The sequence below is a fragment of the Neochlamydia sp. EPS4 genome, from assembly GCF_000813665.1.
Taxonomy (GTDB): domain Bacteria; phylum Chlamydiota; class Chlamydiia; order Chlamydiales; family Parachlamydiaceae; genus Neochlamydia.
The window spans coordinates 1-18,577 of the sequence record NZ_JSDQ01000095.1; the positions used below are offsets into that span (position 1 = coordinate 1).

Sequence of the window (18,577 nt, forward strand, 5' to 3'; positions counted from 1 at the left end):
GAAGTTAAAATTTGAAAGGAATCCACATTCCATACTTCCATCATCGCCGGCAAATCTTGTGCAAGCTTTGTTAGTACCTTTTGCTGCTTGATTTGATAATTGCTTACGGGCTTGGTAGGAAGGCTTATAAATCCAGCTACACTTGCTTCTGTGGAGGGTAAGCTTAATGCTTGAGTCTCTTTTTTTTCTTCAACTTCGCTAGAGGATTGATCTTTAGATAAAAGAGTTCGACCGATAGAAAAAAGCGAAGATTGAATATTTTTCCAAAAGGAGGGAGTGCCATTATAAAGCTTTCTTTCTATTTTTCTTTGTTCATCATTTTTAGTAAGATCAATGCAAGTAAACATTCTATTAAGATCTTTTTCCTCCCCTAGCTCATGCTCCCTAAACATACAACAAAAACCAAAGAAATCCCCTTCTGCCATGTAAGTTGAGAACCAACGGGATAATTCTAAGTGGGAGACATTAGGATTTTCAAATGTTCCATAAGCAGTGGTGTAAATCTTTTCTGCGGGACGACGTGACATACCTTTCATCATCTCTATATCCCAACGGAGTAGAATGCTTTCTCCCAAGGGCATATCTTTATACATCTGCTTGAGAACCTTCTCTTGGTCTTCTATCTGCTTACTCTCTACCACCTGATCTTTTTCAGTTAAAACTTTACCTAGAATTTTTATTTTAGCTACCTCTTCTTCTACCTCTGAGACCAACAAAGAATATTGTTTGCTTTTAGAAGGTTTCATTAGCTTTCTAGAGGCCTCGTAAATGTTAGCAATATTCTCAACAGATCGTTTGAGTAAAACTTGTAGTTCTTGCGGTTCTTTGCGATCGTACGTCTCTCTAGATCGCTTATCTTGCAAGCTGTACTGGCCATGATCGAGCAATCCCAATATAGATGTCTGATGAGGAGGTGAACTAGTGCTAGCTAGGTGAGAAACCGCAAGAGTGTTAGCTATAGCATGGCCAGAAGGTGAAGTACCAGCTTTATGCTTGGTTGGTCTACCATCTTTGAAAAGCTTTTCTTGGATAAAAACAATAATTCTTTCGAGGATCGCTGCCAAAGCGCCTGCAAACGGAATACTTTCTATACAGGCAATTAAACGATGGCCTAAGCAATGCTTAGCTTTGGCATAGTTAGAGAGCTGCCAATGCCGACTAGCGTAAGGAGCTCCTGATAAGCCTGTAATTAAAGATAATCCTATATCTTGATAAGATAAATCATATTTTCTCGGATGATTGGTCAAATGATAAGGCATACCTAAACCCTGGTGAATTTTTATAGGGAAAGCAACTTCTTATTAACAACACAAATTAGTATAAAGCTAATAAATTATATTAATCTTCTTCCCTCAAATTTAAAATAGAAAACACTCTGTTTATTATCAAACTATCATTCTGCTCGTTTCTCATCTAGTAATTAAACACCTGCATTTTATATAAAAATGCAGGCAGGAAACGAGTATGTACGATTAATAGCTCTTTGCTAATTCGATTTTCCTTGAGTTGCTAATGGATCCATGGCTGAGCTTGCAGCCTCTTGGTCTTCTACCCGTTTATGGAAAAGCAAAATTCTGTCGCCCGAATAAGCACCTTCATATTCATAGCCTTCAGCTAGCATTTGTTCCGAAGTTAAAATTTGAAAGGAATCCACATTCCATACTTCCATCATTGCCGGCAAATCTTGTGCAAGCTTTGCTAGTACCTTTTGCTGCTTGATCTGATAATTGCTTACGGGTTTGGTAGGAAGGCTTATAAATCCAGCTACACTTGCTTTTGGAGAGGGAAATCTTAATGCCTGAGTCTCTTTTTTTTCTTCAGCTTCGCCAGAGGATTGATCTTTAAATAAAAGAGTTCGACCGATAGAAAAAAGTGAAGATTGAGTATTTCCCCAAAAGGAGGGCTTGCCATTATAAAGCTTTCTTTCTATTTTTCTTTGTCCTTCCTTCTTATCCAAGCCAATGCAAGTAAACATCCTATTATAATCTTTTCCTTCTGCTAAATCATGCAACCTATACATGCAGCTGAAGCATTCGTAGTTTCCATCATATATGTAAGATGAAAACCAACGTGATAATTCTAAATGGGAGGCATTAGGATTTTCAAATGTTCCACAAGAAGTAGTGTAAATCTTTTCTGCGGGACGACGTGACATACCTTTCATCATCTCTATATCCCATCGAAGTAGAACGCTTTCTCCCAAAGGCATATCTTTATACATCTGCTTAAAAATCTTCTCTTGGTCTTCTATCTGCTTACTCTCTACCACCTGATCTTTTTCAGTTAACACTTTACCTAAAATTTTTATCTTAGCTACTTCTTCTTCTACCTCTGAGACTAATAGAGAATATTGTTTGCTTTTAGAAGGTTTCATTAGCTTTCTAGAAGCCTCATAAGTGCTAGCAATATTTTCGACAGATTGTTTGAGTAAAACCTGTAGTTCTTGCGGTTCCTTGCTATTGTATATCTCTCTAGTTTGCTTGTCTTGCAAGCTGTACTGGCCATTATCGAGTAATCCCAATATAGATATCTCCTGTGGAGGGGAATTAATGGCAGTTAGGTGAGAAACCGGAAGAGTGTTAGCTAAGGTAGGGTAAGAAGGTGAAGTAACAGCCTTATGCCTAGCTAGCGTACCATCTTTTAAAAGCTTTTCTTGGATAAAAACAATAATTCTTTCGAGGATAGCTGCCAAAGCACCTGCAATAGGAATACTTTCTATACAGGCAATCAAACGATGGCCTAAGCAATGCTTAGCTTTAGCATGATTAGAGAGCTGCCAATGCCGGCTAGCGTAAGGAGTTCCTGATAAGCCTGTAATTAAAGATAACCCTATATCTTGGTAAGATAAACTATATTTTCTAGGATGATCGGTTAAATGATAAGACATACCTAAACCCTGGTGAATTTTTAAGAGGAAAGCGACCACTTATTAACAATACAAATTAGTATAAAGCCAAAAAAATTATATTAATCTTGTTTTGCTTAAAGGTAATTTAAAAAGCACTTTATCAACTACCAATCTATCATTTCGCTTACTTCTTATATACTAATTAACAACCTGCATTTTATATAAAAATGCAGGGATGAAATAAGAAGATATCATTAATCTATGTCTTCTACTCTTTGTTAATCAGATTTGTCTTGAGATGGCAAAGGATCGATGGCTGCCATCCCAGCCTCTTGGTTTTCTACCCGTTTATGGAAAAGTAAAATTCTGTCGCCCGAATAAGCACCTTCATATTCATAGCCTTCAGCTAGCATTTGCTCGGAAGTTAAAATTTGAAAGGAGTCCACATTCCATACTTCCATCATCGCCGGCAACTCCTGTGTAAGCTTTGCTAATACCTTTTGCTGCTTGATCTGATAATTGCTTATGGGCTTGGTAGGAAAGCTTATAAATCCCGCTACACTTGCTTCTGAGGAGGATAGGCTTAATGCTTGAGTCTCTTTTTTTTCTTCAACTTCGCTAGAGGATTGATCTTTAGATAAAAGACTTCGACCGATAGAAAAAAGTGAAGACTGAATATTTCCCCAAAAGGAAGGAGTGCCATTATAAAGCTTTCTTTCTATTTTTCTTTGTTCTTCCTTCTTATCCAAGCCAATGCAAGTAAACATTCTATTAAAGTTTTTCTCCTTTACTATATCATGCTCTCTATACATACAGCTAAAGCATTCGTAGTTCCCCTCATATATGTAGGGTGAAAACCAACGCGATAATTCCAAAGAAGAAACATTAGGATTTTCAAATGTTCCGCAAGAAGTAGTGTAAGTCTTTTCTACGGGACGACGTGACAAACTTTTCATTCTTTCTATATCCGAGCGGAGTAGAATGCTTTCTCCCAAGGGCATATCTTTATACATCTGCTTGAGTACCTTCTCTTGGTCTTCTATCTGCTTACTCTCTACCACCTGATCTTTATCGGTTAAAACTTTACCTAAAATCTTTATTTTAGCTACTTCTTCTTCTACCTCTGAGACTAATAGAGAATATTGTTTGCTTCTAGAAGGTTTCATTAGCTTCCTGGAAGCCTCGTGAATTTTAGCAATATTCTCGACAGATTGTTTGAGTAAAACCCGTAGTTCTTTTGGTTCCTTGCTATTGTATATCTCTCTAGATTGGCTATCTTGCAAGCTGTACTGGCCATTATCGAGTAATCTCAATAGAGATATCTCCTGTGGAGGGGAATTAATGGCAGTTAGGTGAGAAACCGGAAGAGTGTTAGCTGAGGTAGGGTAAGAAGGTGAAGTAACAGCCTTATGCTTGGTTAGCGCGCCATTTTTTAAAAGCTTTTCTTGGATAAAAACAATAATTCTTTCGAGGATAGCTGCCAAAGCACCTGCAATAGGAATACTTTCTATACAGGCAATCAAACGATGCCCTAAGCAATGCTTAGCTTTAGCATGATTAGAGAGCTGCCAATGCCGGCTAGCGTAAGGAATTCCTGATAAGCCTGTGATTAAAGATAGTCCTATATCTTGGTAAGATAAACTATATTTTCTAGGATGATCGGTTAAATGATAAGACATACCTAAACCCTGGTGAATTTTTAAGAGGAAAGCAATCATTTATTAACAATACAAATTAGTATAAAGCCAAGAAAATTATATTAATCTTGTTTTGCTTAAAGTTAAATTAAAAAGCACTTCATCAACTAACAATCTATCATTTCGCTTACTTCTTATATACTAATTAACAACCTGCATTTTATATAAAAATGCAGGTGTAAAATAAGGAGATATTATTAACTTATGTTTTCTACTTTTTGCTAATTGGATTTTTCTTGAGGTGGCAAAGGATCGATGGCTGCCATCCCAGCCTCTTGGTTTTCTATCTGTTTATGGAAAAGCAAAATTCTGTCTCCCGAATAAGCAACTTCATATTCATAACCTTCAGCTAACATCTGTTCGGAAGTTAAAATTTGAAAGGAATCCACATTCCATACTTCCATCGTCGCCGGCAAATCTTGCGCGAGCTTTGCTAGCACCTTTTGTTGCTTGATCTGATAATTGCTTACGGGTTTGGTAGGAAGGTTTATAAATCCAGCTACACTTGCTTCTGTGGAGGGCAAACTTAATGCTTGAGTCTCTTTGTGAGCTTAGGCTGAGATCAAAGCCCGATCAGCCGATTTCTTGTAGAAATTAAGCCAAAAAATGGGCAGAACTTATTGACAGGAAAAGAGACAGAAAGTGAAGGTTACTATAATTATGATCATCTAAAAATCATTTTAGATAGCCATAAAGATAAGAATGCACTGGCTTTTATTAAGGCATAACCTAAAAGACACTCACAAGGCAACTTATTATATATCTTTTTAATCCCATAATGTTGCTTTGCAAGACCTAATTAAAGCTGCAGGTAATCGGTTAGACAACTAAGGAAGGCTTTAAAGCTTATAAAGGAAAAATTAGGTTGGACCCTTATAAGGTAATTTAGCTTATAGGCTAGTACCACAAACGCCTCTTTAGGATAAAAGCAGCTTTTTAAAGATTTGTTACATTCTAAAAAAATAAAGCATGTGAGCCTTCATAGGAGCCTTAAGTCTATGCTTATCGATACTTAATAAAAAAATTGCCCGCCAGCAACAGGCATTTTTTTAAGAACTATGAAAACTTTTACCAATGAAAAAAGCCGCCAAAAATACGACTTAGATCATTAATGGTCAAATATAGAAACATGCCGATTAGGAGTATAGCAAAAGGTAAAACTAATTTTTCTAACATCTTAGAACTAATTTTTCTCCCTGTAAGCATTTCCATAAAGGACATTACGATTGTTCCTCCGTCTAAGACAGGAACGGGCAAGAGATTTAAGATCCCTAGATTAAGACTAATGGCTCCTATCCAAAATAAAGCGTCTTGCATGCTAATCATCCAGCTATCATGCACCACTTGCACGATACCAATCGGGCCACTCATCCACTTAGGATTAAGCGCTCCGGTAAATAAAGCTTTTAGAGTACGCCAAATTTCATCGAAAACGCTCATAAACATTTGAGTGGGGGCAGGATTATAATTAACTTTGGCATCTTGAGCGGCAGGAAGCCCAAGCATCAATTCTTTTTCTTTAACGGTAAAATGTTGCATAGCACGTGCCCTTAGCTCAGGATCTTCCACAGCTTCTATTTGCTTTTTTTCCTGAAGGGTTTCTGCTGCTAGCCATGCCTGTTTTTCGGGTGATAAGAAAATTTGACTACGAGTTTTAGGTTCGAGAGGATTTAAAAGAACAAATTCACCGGCTTGTTGCAAGGGATTTAAAGCAGCTATCCCATCAATAATCTTTTGTAAATCCTGCCAATGCAGCTTTTGATCAAAAGCCTTATCGGCCTCTTGCCAAGAAAGAGGAGTAGGAGCTTTAAGCTCTCTTTGCACGATAAGTGTTACTCTTTTTGATTGCAATTGTTTCAATAATTCAGCAGAACTCTTAATAGGAGTATTATGAATAGCAAGAATTTTATCGCCAGGCTGTAAAGCGGCTTCAAGGGATGAAAAAGGCACGGGAGGGAATGCTTCCTCTTCTTTTTCCTTATCAATAAATTTAAGAGAATTTTCTACTACAGCTTGATTAGTTAAATTGTAAGGCAGGACGTAAAGATCTTGTAATTTTAGGTGGTTTAAATCCACCGCGTACTGCCAATCAGTTAACTCATCCTTTATATGGGTATCAAACCGCAACTCTTGCATGGGAACGCGGGGCGCTCTAGCTAATAAGCGCTTATCCCCTCTTTGCACAACTAGTAAGACCCGATCATCATTCAGCATGCTACTAAGTTGCATGGAGGAAAAGATCAATTCTCCATCTGCCCACACAATACGATCGCCATATTGAATTCCGCTTCCTTGTAAAGGCGAACCATCAGGTAAAGGATTTTCAGCTCCATTAGGCAGCCTATCGTAAAGGATATAATTGGCTGGTTGTAGAATGCCAGTAGTCAAAATTCCTTTTTCCATTGCCGCAGGATGAGGATAAGTCTTTACAGTAAACTTAAAAGGAGTTTTCACACCTGCGTCGTATGCCACCTTTTTTCCTTGTACCTGGATGGTATGAGCACCCATCATAGCCGCATACAAATGATCTTTAGAGCTTTGAAATTGCTTATTATCGTAAGAACTAAGCTCATCGCCAGGACGCACATTGTGTTTATAAAGTTCAGATTTAGGATCTATCCAGCCAATTTTAGAAGTGTACTCGCTAAAGTTTTTGTACCTTCCTCCACTCACCCAAAGTAGGCAAAAAACCAAAAATGCGAATAAAAGATTAACAAAAGGTCCCATAAAAGCTACTTTAATTCGCTCTATAGGACGTTTGCTAAAAAAGCTGTCAGGCGCCTCGTAAGAAGATTGATCTTTACCAAGATCTTGGCCTGCAATCTTGACATAACCTCCAAAAAGGATCCAGCCAATCTGCCATTTAACTCCGTCGCGTATCCAAGAGAATATAGGCTTACCAAATCCGATAGCAAATGTTTCTACCCGCATGCCTACTCTGCGGGCCATATAATAATGACCTAGCTCGTGAATAAAAATCAAAAAACTCAGTGCAAGAACAGCAAGTATAATGTACAAAAAGCTAAAGATCATGAGCAATATAACCCTTTAATTTAACAAAAATGAATGATTAAGAAGACAAGAGTATGCCATAAAACAAAAGCTTTAGCAACACTAAAACTGCACGGCCAGCACGGTCAGATCAGATGAATTAAAAGCTGATTTCTTTATAAAGCAGTCTCTTTTAAATTTTTAGGTTTTTATCGTTACTTAAGCTAGCTCTAATTAGAAATTAAGCACAAAGTAATTTACCATAAAAACGGATAAGTGAAGAATTTAACGTTAGGCTTTTCGTAAAGCCAAAAGGATCTAAGGCGCATGATAGAATTTATTTCATCTTTTCTTTTCCTTAAGATAGCGTCGCAATCCTAGATGGCATCCTTCCATATAAAAAACCTATAAGCTTTGTTTTTAAGCCTTTTTAGCTTCTTCTCGCGCTATCTCATCGATAGTAAGCACATCTTCTAAAGTATCTACCTTGGATAAGGGATGAGCGTTCATCAATTTTTCTAATTTATTACTAATATCTTGCCAGCCAATTTCCTTGTTTAGAAAGCGGTTAACTAAAACCTCATTAGCAGCATTCATATAACAAGGCAAGCTACCTCCCTGACGTATGGCCTCAAATGCAAGGCCCAAACAAGGAAATTTTTTGAAATCAGGAGGATAGAATTGAAATTCGTGAATTCTTGTAAAATCAAATCTAGGCAACATTCCTTGATCGCGTTCTGGATAAGTCATGGCATATTGAATGGGAACAACCATGCTAGGCTCTCCCATTTGTGCCATTATTGATCCATCTGTAAATTCGATCATGCTATGTATCAAACTTTGAGGGTGAATGACAACCTCAATTTGCTCCATAGGTACGCTAAACAACCAATGCGCTTCTATCGCTTCTAATCCCTTATTCATCAATGTCGAACAATCAATCGTCACTTTAGGGCCCATATTCCAGGTAGGATGAGCCAATGCTTGCTCAACACTTATTTGAGCTAGCTGCTCGCTAGACCAAGTACGAAAAGGACCTCCTGAAGCGGTTAAAATCATGCGATCAATTTTTTTAGGATCTTCTCCATTCAAGCATTGGAAAAGAGCACTATGCTCACTATCAATAGGAAGTAGATGCACGCCATTCTTTTTAATTAATGACATGATAAGCTCTCCACCCGAAACTAAAGATTCTTTATTAGCTAATCCTACGTTTTTACCTGCTTGGATAGCAGCTACTGTAGGAGCTAATCCTTTCGTCCCCGTCATCGCAGAAATGACCATTTCCGCCTTTCCATGCGTAGCTACTGCTTGCAGACCTTCAAGACCTGCCACCACTTCTACCTCAGGAAGTTTCCTTTTTAGTTCCATCGCCATTTTTTCATCGTAGACACAGATTAACTCTGGATGAAACTCCCGAGCTTGCTGCTCTAGCAAATCAACATTAGATTTAGCGGCAAGAGCTACTATTCGAAATTTATCTTTCAAATGCCGGGCTACTTTCAATGTATTTATACCAATTGAGCCTGTACTGCCCAAAATTGAGAGATTCTTCATGCTATCCTTTGTATTTGAAAGAAAAAGTATAGCTGAAAAATGAATAAAGTCAATGGCAGGCAAGCAAGCCGTAGACACATATCTAGTAACCGAGTGAACAAAACTTCTTTTCATAAAAGTAATTTTTTCCTATACTACCCCCCATAGCTTCTCAAAATCTATCTCATGAGAAGGGGCACTTATCATTAATTAATAAGGAGAAAGGGAATCACATGCCCACAATTAACCAACTTGTACGGCAACCTCGTACACCTAAAAAAAGACGTAGCAAGTCTCCTGCTTTGCTAAAATGTCCACAAAGACGTGGCGTTTGCTTACAGGTAAAAACTAAAACACCTAAAAAGCCCAATTCAGCTCTTCGTAAAGTAGCATGGGTACGTTTATCAACCGGCCAAGAAGTAATCGCCTATATTGGTGGTGAAGGGCATAATCTGCAAGAACATAGCATTGTACTTGTCCGTGGTGGTCGTGTAAAAGATCTTCCCGGTGTACGTTATCATATCGTACGAGGAACATTAGACTGTGCAGCTGTACAGAATCGCAAAAAATCAAGATCGAAATATGGGGCAAAACGGCCCAAGTAACGCTAGAATATTCTCAATGGATATTTTGGCCCGTGGTTCGCGCTCTATAACTATTAAAAAGAACGCCAATCACGCGCAGGCTTATAGGATAATTTTCCTAAAATCCAGGTGAAGCATTCGATCTTCGATAAAGGCAGAAGCTTTAAAACTGCCAAGTATAAAAAAATACATCAACGAAGAGGAAAAAATGTCAAGAAGACGTAGAGCAGAAAAAAGACACATTGACCCTGAACCACTTTATGGCAGCACTTTGCTTGCTAAGTTTATCAATAGGGTGATGATCGGCGGAAACAAATCTGTAGCTCGCAGAATAGTATATAATGCTTTAGAAAAATTTGCCAAGCGCATCAAAGCAGAAAACCCTTTAGAAGCTTTTGAGCAAGCTTTAGAAAACGCTAAGCCCGCCTTAGAGGTTAAATCCCGCCGTATTGGTGGTGCTACCTATCAAGTACCTATTGAAATTCCTACTAACCGCCGTATCGCAATGGCAATGGGATGGATTATCAATCACTCTCGCGCTAAAACTGGGCGCTCCATGGAAGATGGTCTATCTACTGAGTTAGCTGATTGCTTCCATAATCAAGGTACCACCATTAAAAAGAAAGACGACACCCATAGAATGGCTGAAGCTAACAAAGCTTTTGCTCATTATAAATGGTAACGAAGGAAAGAATTAATTATGGCTAGACCTGAGAAAGAACACATTAAAAATGTACGTAATATTGGTATCATGGCTCACATTGATGCCGGTAAAACTACAACAACAGAAAGAATTCTGTATTATACCGGCCGTACACATCGCATGGGTGAAGTGCACGAAGGCGCGGCTACCATGGACTGGATGGAGCAAGAGCAAGAGCGTGGCATTACGATTACTTCCGCGGCGACCACGGTTTTCTGGAAAGAGTGCAAAATTAATATTATCGATACTCCTGGACACGTGGATTTCACCATTGAAGTTGAACGTTCCTTGCGAGTTTTAGATGGTTCAGTAGCTGTATTTTGCTCAGTTTCTGGAGTAGAACCTCAGTCTGAAACAGTATGGCGTCAAGCAGACAAATACGGTGTCCCACGCATTGCGTTTGTTAATAAGATGGACCGTATCGGCGCGGACTTTTTCGATGCGATTAAAACCATGCGTGAAAAGCTTCACGCTAATGCGATCCCCGTTCACTGCCCTATCGGCGCAGAGTCGGAATTCAAAGGTATGGTCGATCTAGTCTGCATGAGAGCCTTTTTCTTCCATGATGAAACTTTAGGGGCTGACTGGGAAGAGGCAGACATTCCTGCAGATCTTCTGGAAAAATGCCAGCAATTACGTTCAGAGTTATTGGATGAACTAGCCACTATAGATGAAAATAATGAAGAATTCATGACAAAAGTTTTGGAAAATCCCGACTCTTTAACAGTGGATGAAATCAACACAGTCATCCGTAAAGGTGTATGTACAAACAAGTTTACTCCGGTACTATGCGGATCAGCTTTCAAAAACAAAGGCGTGCAGCACCTGCTTGACGCGGTTGTTAACTGGATGCCATCTCCTCTTGATCGTGGTCAAATTAAAGCCCATGATCTTAAAACCAATGAAGATATCTTTTTGAAACCAGAAGATAATGCACCTTTTGCTGCCTTAGCTTTTAAGATCATGACAGACCCTTACGTGGGCCGTTTAACTTACATTCGTATTTATAGCGGTACCTTAATGAAAGGGATGAACTTAATTAACAGTACCAAAGATAGTAAAGAAAGAATCTCCCGTCTTTTAGAAATGCATGCTAACCAGCGTAAAGAGAAAGACGAATTTTATACAGGCGACATTGCAGCTTGTATTGGGTTAAAGAAAGCTAGCACAGGCGACACAATCTGTTCTCCTGAGCATCCTATCTTGCTCGAAAAAATGGAGTTTCCAGAATCTGTAATTTCTATGGCTATTGAGCCGAAATCTAAAGGAGACCGTGAAAAGCTAGCTCAGGCTCTTTCTTCCTTATCCGAAGAGGATCCTACTTTCCGAGTTTACACTAATGAAGAAACCGGTCAAACAATCATTGCAGGTATGGGCGAACTTCACCTTGAAATCTTGCACGATCGTATGAAGCGTGAATTCAACGTAGAAGCTAGCGTCGGTAAGCCGCAAGTTTCTTATAAGGAAACAATTACCTCAGCAGCTGCTAGCCAAACTAAATTTGTTAAACAATCCGGCGGTCGTGGTCAATATGCTCACGTCGAGCTAGAAATTGAACCAAACGAGAAAGGCAAGGGTAATGAAATTGTTAGCAAAATTGTAGGGGGATCGATTCCAAGAGAATATATACCTCCGACAATCAAAGGGATTGAAGAAGGCCTTGCTACGGGTGTGCTTGCTGGATACAATCTAGTAGATGTTAAAGTCTCTATTGTGTTTGGTTCCTACCATGATGTCGACTCTAACGAGATGGCCTTTAAAATTTGTGGTTCTATGGCTATTAAGGACGCTGCTAAAAAGGGTAAGCCGATTTTATTAGAGCCTATCATGAAAGTGGATGTGACTACCCCTGAACAATATATGGGCGATGTAATTGGCGATCTTAACCGTCGCCGTGGGCAGATTTTAGGCCAAGAAAACCATAAAGGTGCGGTCCTCATCCATGCTGAGGTTCCTCTTAGCGAAATGTTTGGTTACTCCACCTTGTTGCGCTCGCTATCCTCAGGACGTGCAACCTATGTGATGGAACCTAGCCACTTTGAAAAAGTGCCGGCAAAAATACAAGAAGAAATTATCAAGAAATAAGGTTTATCATCCTATGGCAAAACAACAAGAGAAACAAATAAAGCAAGAAAAGGTGCACAAGCCGGCGCGTCAAAAGATTCGCATTAGGCTTAAAGGATACGACCAACGTATCCTCGACCGTTCTACTGAAGATATTGTAGAAACAGCAAAGCGTACAGGTGCAGCAATAGCTGGTCCTATTCCTCTACCCACACGTATTGTAAAATTTACTGTTTTGCGCTCACCTAACATTGACCGCAAATCGCGTGAGCAATTTGAGATGCGCACGCACAAACGTCTTATTGACATCCTTAACCCCACCGGTAAAACTATCGACGCTCTTAAAACGTTGACCTTGCCAGCGGGCGTGGACATCAAAATTAAAGCGTAATTGTTTTTATGCTGTAGAGCTTAGCTTGGCTTAAGTTCTACAGCTTTTTCTCTCTTTCATAGTCTTTTGCTGACTTAAACAAAAAAGCTCCCTAGACAGTCCCCATTCTCTAAACTCATAAGCTTAGATTATTCAAGCAGTATAAACACTCCTCCCTTCTCTACATTCTTTGCCCAATGAATGAAGTTCTTAGCTTAATTTATTTTAATCTTAGATAGAGGATTATACTTAAGGAAGCTGCTTAAAAGCGTATAGAGCCTATGAAGAATATCATTTTTTATTTTTAGTAAAAATCTTACTAGCTTTTCTTTCGGCTGCTAGAGCCTAGCAAGACTTTAACTAGTAATAATTAATAAATAAAGCTGGAGAATCACTCTTTAAGCACTTAGAAATAACTTTTCCCTGAGAGACATATAGGATATAAGATAGCTGATCTACGGCGGAAGAAGAAAGAGAAGTGCGCTGGATATAAATATACTCTTGAAGACCATTAGATAGAGTATTTACCGCATAGGGAGAGCCAAATTGAGCCTCAATAGTTGTTATAGAGGTGCCTGGTACTATTCCCTCAAAACCTGAAGTAGTCATTATAGGGGCCATGCATCCAGTTAAAAAAAGCAACAACAAATTTAGATAAATTTTTTCCATAATTTCCCCTCTATAATTGTTCGATATTGATCGGAAGAATTATATTCGGCACGCAGCAAATAATCCCCATTTTCCTGCAGCTCATAGACTTCAAAGCCTTCAAAGTCATTGCTTAGAGGGTATTCCCAGGCTATAATTTTAGCATCGATTACCCCTTTACCATTTACGCTTCCAATAAGCTCATTTTCCAATCTGACGCTAAAAGAAGCGGGAGCCATTTCAAAAAAGGTCAATTGATTAGACACCTGTTCATCTACCCCATGTATTTCTACAGACTGCTGACAGATGTAACCTATATTTTCCTTCTGCTTGTCTACTATCCATTTTGTATAAAAATGTAAGCTTTCGGGAGAAGTGCTAAAAGTTATTTTTCCCTCCCCTATCCAAACTCCTGGATGGAAAATAAAATGATGGGTTTGGTAATGAGTCATTAAAACATGAACCTCCGACTATAGATACTTTGTAAAATTCCTAGGGCCATCATAGTAGATAAAGTAGAAGATCCTCCATACGTAACCAGTACTAAAGGAACACCCGTAATGGGTAAAAAGCCACTCATCATACCAATGTTAACTAAAATGTGCATAGCCAGGTAAACTGTTATCCCTGCTGATAATAATCTACCAAAATGATCTTTAGCCACTACTGATACTTGAAAGCTAAAATAGATTAAAGCATAAAAAAGTACAAGCATAAGAAGCAAGCCTATAAAACCAAATTCTTCCCCAAAAGCAGGAAAAACTGAATCAGTATAAGCAGCAGGAAGCCAGCCACCGCTTGTATATTCGCTCTTCCTAAACCCTACTCCCGTTAGCCCTCCTATGCCGATAGCAATAGAAGCACTTTTTTGATGATGAGTATAAGGATTCAGCCGATCAAACTGATAGTCTTTTAAAATAAGGCTTGCATAGGGCCTTAATTTTTCATGAGGAAGCACGCCCAAAAAAATTAGAGCGACCATAATTAAAACGATAGAAGCCACAAAGGTCATAGCTTTAATTATCTTGGGATGGATATCTCCGAAATAAAACATGACAAGAGTGATAGGAAAAAGAACTAGAGCCGTCCCTAAATCAGGTTGCTTAAGGATTAGAATAAAAGGAATGCCTACGATAATCATGCTAAAGAAAGCTGTGCGAAAAGAATGGGAATCTGCTTTGGTTCTTTCTAAAAACCAGCTTAAAGTGATGACTACGATCAGCTTAGCATATTCCGACGGTTGAAAGCTAATATTAATAAATGGAAGGCGATACCAGCGATTGACACGCGCAATTGAATCTGTAAAAAATAAGCCCACTAAAGATAAGATCACTAGGGCATATAAAATCCATGCCAGCTCGCGCAATTTGTTGTAATCAAAACCCGCAAAAAAAATAAAAACAAACCCTCCTATCATAAACCATTGAATTTGCTGTCTAACCATAGGTGTAATAAGCCTTTCCTCTGTGATCTCTGCAGATCCTTCAAGGGAGTAAGCCGAGATGACAAGAAGGCTCATTACCATTAATCCTAATATTACAGGAATAATGCGAAAATCTATACGAGAAAGGTATTGGTAGTTCCACATAAATTTTATCTTAAGATAGGATATCAGCTATTCTATACGAGTGAGTCCTTTATATGAAAATCAATTGTCTTTATTTTAATACTTTAGATTCTACAAACAGTTGGTCTAAAAAGAATTACAAAAATTTTGATCCTACCTGCCTAACACTTGTTTTTGCTGATCACCAAACGATGGGTCGAGGACAATACCAGCGTCGCTGGCTCTCTCCTGCGGGTCAAAATATTTATGCTACCTTCACATTTTTCGTAGATAACAGACAAACGTTTGTAGCTAATATTCCACAAGTTTTAGCTTTAGCTGCCCTGAAAACATTAAAAGAGTTGCGCCTTCAGCCCTGTCTGAAGTGGCCTAACGATATTTTAATAAACAAGAAAAAAATCGCTGGAATACTTTGCGAAACTATTACAGATAACTACCAGAGTGTTATCGTAACAGGAATTGGCATGAATGTTAATATGCCTTTAGGAATCACTAGCCAAATTGATCAGCCAGCCACTTCGTTATTCATAGAAACAGAGCAGACTTTTAAAACCTCTCACATCCTAGACCTACTAAAAAATAATTTTATGCCATTGCTCCATCTTTTTCTTGAAAAAGGATTTCAACCCTTGTTAGAAGATTTTAAACAAGGCATCATCCATCAGCCAGGAGACATTATTCGTATCAACAAATACGAGGGCACATTTGAAGAGATTGATGAGCAGGGAGCTCTTGTGCTACGATTGCCAAACGGTCGCATCCATAAATTCTACGGCGGAGAACTTTTACTTCCTTAAAAGGTCTTTATTTGTGAAAACTTTAAAATCAATAAATGTTTAATCTTTTTAAATAAAGAAGCTGAGGGAATGATGAATTTAGATCAAGTCAGCCTTCATAAGATTTACCTATCCGGCTCTTTCATTTCCGGAATAACATTAATTTCGGGATGCACCTTAGCACGAATAATTTGTTGAATGTAAGATAAAGTCGTGCCTATAGAAGAGTAACACGAAGTACAGGAACCATGGTAAGCAATAATCAGCTCTTTATCTTCCAGCAAATTTAGAACACTGACTCCACCCGCATCTAAAGCAATATAAGGACGGATATCTTGATCTAGCACTTCTTCAATAACCGCTAACTTTTTCTTTAAAGATAATTCTTTCCAACCAGGATAACCTCCTGGAATTACATTATCCATACCTATAGGCACAGGTGTAGTCAAATAAGAATCGGCAAGGGGTATATCTATGCATTGCTCGGCACACTTTTCAATGGCTTCCAGCACTAGATTTAAGTGAGAATAAGTTTCAGGAGGAAAAGCAGCCTCATCGGCACGATCGCGCACTTGCCTATCAATAAGATCTGCATTCATGCGCTGAGCTTGAAGATAATTTTTTCCTACTAGCAGCTCACAAGCTATTTCTGATGCGCCAATCAAGGCTGTATGGCCAAACACTTGAAATTTTGCATCTACAATCACTCCATCGTCTTTATCTACCAACCAAGAAAAAGAGATGATATTTCCCTCTTCTAAGCTACCGGCAGAGCCTTCTATAAAAAGCATTTCCCTTTCGGCAGCATCTTCCTTTAGGAAAATTCCTCCACAATAAGGGTGATCAATTTTATTGATTAATTTTTTGCTATAACGTGTCCAAGTAAACGGATGGACAAATTGCAAAATTCCCATATTTATCTCTTCAATGATTAAAGTAAAGGTGTGAAGAAAGTTTGCGCAGCTTCAATACACACTCTTTAATGATTTCAACTGCATGCATAACCTCATCTTCGGAATTATCTTTACAGAAACTAAAACTTAGTGTTGAAGAAGCTAATGTTTCGTCTATAGCAGAAGCCATAAGAATTAATTTTAGTTGCTGGAAATTTCCTCCCCCCATGCTAGCATAAACGCCTTTTCTATTTAAGGCAAATAGAAGGGCTTCACTATTGATACCCGCAAAAGCAATTGCGCTAATATGAGGAAGCCTGTTTTGATCTTGAAAAAATACCTGGGTATGAGGAAGGGAGGAAGTAATCTGCGTTTCAAAAAGATCTCTCAATCTGGCTATCTCCGTACACATCAAATCTTGGGCTTCTAAAACTTCACAAGAAGCTTCACCTAGCCCTACTAAAGCCGGTACATTTAAAGTTCCCGCTCGCTTCCCGCCTTGATCCATTCCCCCTACAATAAAGCTGCTACACTTGATTCCCTCTTTAATGTACAATCCGCCTGTGCCTTTAGGAGCATGCAAATGATCTCCATTAAAAGTCAAAAAAGCTGGGTTAATATCCTCCAATTGAAAAAAAAGCTTACCCAAGACATGAGTAGCGTCGATATGTAATAAGACACCTTTTTCTTGGCATACTGCAGCGATTTCTGCTACCGGATTAATCACACCGGTAAGCCCATTAGCCCATGCAAGAGAAACAAGAGCCGTACGAGGTGTAATGGCGTCAGCCACTGCAGCCGGGGAAATGTAGCCCGAGAGATTTGCTTTCAATATTTTCCCTACGCAGGTCCAATCTTCTAAGCGATTGATCAGCATGGTAGCAGGAGCCTCTTCAATATTTGAAGTGATAAATTGATTTTTCCCTGTTAGACGGGTAACATCATGATAAACGGAGTAAAAGACATGGTTTACTGCTTCAGCGCCGGATGAAGTGAATACAAAAGCGTCTGTTTTTTTTATATTTAGCAGCTTATAAATATAGTTAAGGCTTTCTTCGATTGCTGGAAGAAGTTCTTGTCCCAGATGATGAGGAGCTAGTGGAGCTCCCCACTGTCTGTAAAAGAAAGGAAGCATTTTACTAACCGTTTTTTCTGAAGGACGGGTAGTCGTGCTATTATCAAAGTAGATGGAAAGCATATTATTGTTGAATAAAGTGGGGGTCTTGATAATCGTAAATGATAGGTGTGCCAGTAGTTAATTCAAGCTGTACAACTTCTTCTTTGGATAAATGGCTTAGGAACATAATGATCGCTCTAAGGGAGTTGCCATGGGCAGCGATAAAAATATTCATTCCATTTTTCAAGGCAGGTAATATGTAATTTTTGAAATAGGGAACAGCACGAGCACTTGTCATTTCCAAACTCTCTCCTCCGGGTGGGGCCACCTCAAAACTGCGACGCCAAATTTGAACTTGCTCTTTTCCATATTTTTTTACGGTCTCTGTTTTATTTAGGCCTTGCAACTCTCCATACATTCTTTCATTAAGTTGCCATGCACAATAGACAGGCACTATTTCTTTCCTCGTTTCCTCACTATGAATTTGAAACCATTCCTCTAAATGCTCCTGAGAGCTAGGCTGGATGGCAGGCACCCTGCCGGAGGAGTGTTGGAGCATGGCAAGCATCGCGGTTTGCTGGGCTCGCATCAAGGAAGAGACAAAAATAGCGTCGATAGGCAGCTGGCTAATGAGCTTTCCACCTTCTACTGCTTCTTGCATTCCTCTTGAAGATAAAGGAACATTTACCCACCCTGTAAATAAATTCAGTTCATTCCAACATGATTGCCCATGGCGCATTAAAATTAGCTTACTCACTTTTAAGTAACCTACATTCATTATAT

17 protein-coding genes are annotated in these 18,577 nt (G+C 38.9%); 5 read left to right on the forward strand and 12 right to left on the reverse strand.

Features of this window, described 5'->3' with window-relative positions; all coding sequences use genetic code 11:
* The 6 genes from DB42_RS09340 to DB42_RS09365 all read right to left on the reverse strand — a co-directional run.
* Positions 1-1,259 (reverse strand): hypothetical protein (locus tag DB42_RS09340; RefSeq protein WP_044882730.1); only part of this gene is annotated, 1,259 nt, incomplete at its 3' end.
* Between the two features lie 227 nt (positions 1,260-1,486).
* Positions 1,487-2,887, reverse strand: a complete 1,401-nt coding sequence (locus DB42_RS09345) for a hypothetical protein (RefSeq protein WP_044882731.1) — start codon at positions 2,885-2,887, stop codon at positions 1,487-1,489.
* 239 nt (positions 2,888-3,126) lie between these two features.
* Positions 3,127-4,527: a hypothetical protein gene (locus DB42_RS09350; protein ID WP_044882732.1), complete on the reverse strand. Its 1,401-nt coding sequence runs from the start codon at positions 4,525-4,527 to the stop codon at positions 3,127-3,129.
* Positions 4,528-4,766: 239 nt separating this feature from the next.
* Complete coding sequence (locus DB42_RS09355) at positions 4,767-5,069, reverse strand: hypothetical protein (RefSeq protein ID WP_044882733.1); 303 nt, start codon at positions 5,067-5,069, stop codon at positions 4,767-4,769.
* Positions 5,070-5,613: 544 nt separating this feature from the next.
* The gene (locus DB42_RS09360; protein ID WP_044882734.1) at positions 5,614-7,578 is read right to left on the reverse strand and encodes a site-2 protease family protein; all 1,965 of its coding nucleotides are present in this window, start codon (positions 7,576-7,578) and stop codon (positions 5,614-5,616) included.
* A 378-nt stretch (positions 7,579-7,956) separates the two neighbouring features.
* A complete protein-coding gene (locus DB42_RS09365; protein WP_044882735.1) occupies positions 7,957-9,093 on the reverse strand; it encodes a 1-deoxy-D-xylulose-5-phosphate reductoisomerase in 1,137 nt (378 codons plus the stop codon).
* Positions 9,094-9,305: 212 nt separating this feature from the next.
* Here DB42_RS09365 and rpsL point away from each other — a divergent pair, with 212 nt between their 5' ends.
* The 4 genes from rpsL to rpsJ all read left to right on the forward strand — a co-directional run bounded on the left by rpsL (position 9,306) and on the right by rpsJ (position 12,814).
* A complete protein-coding gene (rpsL, locus tag DB42_RS09370; protein ID WP_039383654.1) occupies positions 9,306-9,677 on the forward strand; it encodes a 30S ribosomal protein S12 in 372 nt (123 codons plus the stop codon).
* 187 nt (positions 9,678-9,864) lie between these two features.
* Positions 9,865-10,338 (forward strand): 30S ribosomal protein S7, encoded by a 474-nt coding sequence (gene rpsG, locus DB42_RS09375; protein ID WP_039383652.1) that lies wholly within the window; start codon positions 9,865-9,867, stop codon positions 10,336-10,338.
* 18 nt (positions 10,339-10,356) lie between these two features.
* A complete protein-coding gene (gene fusA / locus DB42_RS09380; RefSeq protein ID WP_044882736.1) occupies positions 10,357-12,444 on the forward strand; it encodes an elongation factor G in 2,088 nt (695 codons plus the stop codon).
* Positions 12,445-12,457: 13 nt separating this feature from the next.
* On the forward strand, positions 12,458-12,814 hold the full coding sequence (gene rpsJ, locus DB42_RS09385) for a 30S ribosomal protein S10 (RefSeq protein ID WP_042236533.1): 357 nt from the start codon (positions 12,458-12,460) through the stop codon (positions 12,812-12,814).
* A 339-nt stretch (positions 12,815-13,153) separates the two neighbouring features.
* Here rpsJ and DB42_RS09390 read toward each other — a convergent pair whose 3' ends face one another.
* The 3 genes from DB42_RS09390 to DB42_RS09400 are packed head-to-tail and all read right to left on the reverse strand — an operon-like array spanning position 13,154 to position 15,029.
* On the reverse strand, positions 13,154-13,462 hold the full coding sequence (locus DB42_RS09390) for a hypothetical protein (protein ID WP_044882737.1): 309 nt from the start codon (positions 13,460-13,462) through the stop codon (positions 13,154-13,156).
* On the reverse strand, positions 13,444-13,893 hold the full coding sequence (locus DB42_RS09395) for a hypothetical protein (protein ID WP_044882738.1): 450 nt from the start codon (positions 13,891-13,893) through the stop codon (positions 13,444-13,446). The genes DB42_RS09390 and DB42_RS09395 overlap by 19 nt, the downstream gene beginning before the upstream one ends.
* On the reverse strand, positions 13,893-15,029 hold the full coding sequence (locus DB42_RS09400) for an FtsW/RodA/SpoVE family cell cycle protein (RefSeq protein ID WP_044882739.1): 1,137 nt from the start codon (positions 15,027-15,029) through the stop codon (positions 13,893-13,895). Before DB42_RS09400 ends, DB42_RS09395 begins: the two co-directional genes overlap by 1 nt.
* A 53-nt stretch (positions 15,030-15,082) precedes the next feature.
* Between DB42_RS09400 and DB42_RS09405 the strand changes: the two genes are divergently transcribed.
* Entirely contained in the window at positions 15,083-15,805 is a 723-nt protein-coding gene (locus DB42_RS09405; protein ID WP_044882740.1) for a biotin--[acetyl-CoA-carboxylase] ligase, read from the forward strand.
* A gap of 104 nt (positions 15,806-15,909) precedes the next feature.
* Here DB42_RS09405 and DB42_RS09410 read toward each other — a convergent pair whose 3' ends face one another.
* The 3 genes from DB42_RS09410 to DB42_RS09420 are packed head-to-tail and all read right to left on the reverse strand — an operon-like array spanning position 15,910 to position 18,551.
* Positions 15,910-16,698, reverse strand: coding sequence for a NifU family protein (locus tag DB42_RS09410; protein WP_044882741.1), 789 nt, complete (start codon positions 16,696-16,698; stop codon positions 15,910-15,912).
* Between the two features lie 10 nt (positions 16,699-16,708).
* The gene (locus DB42_RS09415; RefSeq protein WP_044882742.1) at positions 16,709-17,875 is read right to left on the reverse strand and encodes a cysteine desulfurase family protein; all 1,167 of its coding nucleotides are present in this window, start codon (positions 17,873-17,875) and stop codon (positions 16,709-16,711) included.
* A gap of 1 nt (position 17,876) precedes the next feature.
* A complete protein-coding gene (locus DB42_RS09420; protein WP_044882749.1) occupies positions 17,877-18,551 on the reverse strand; it encodes a 2,3-bisphosphoglycerate-dependent phosphoglycerate mutase in 675 nt (224 codons plus the stop codon).
* Positions 18,552-18,577: the final 26 nt, after the last annotated feature.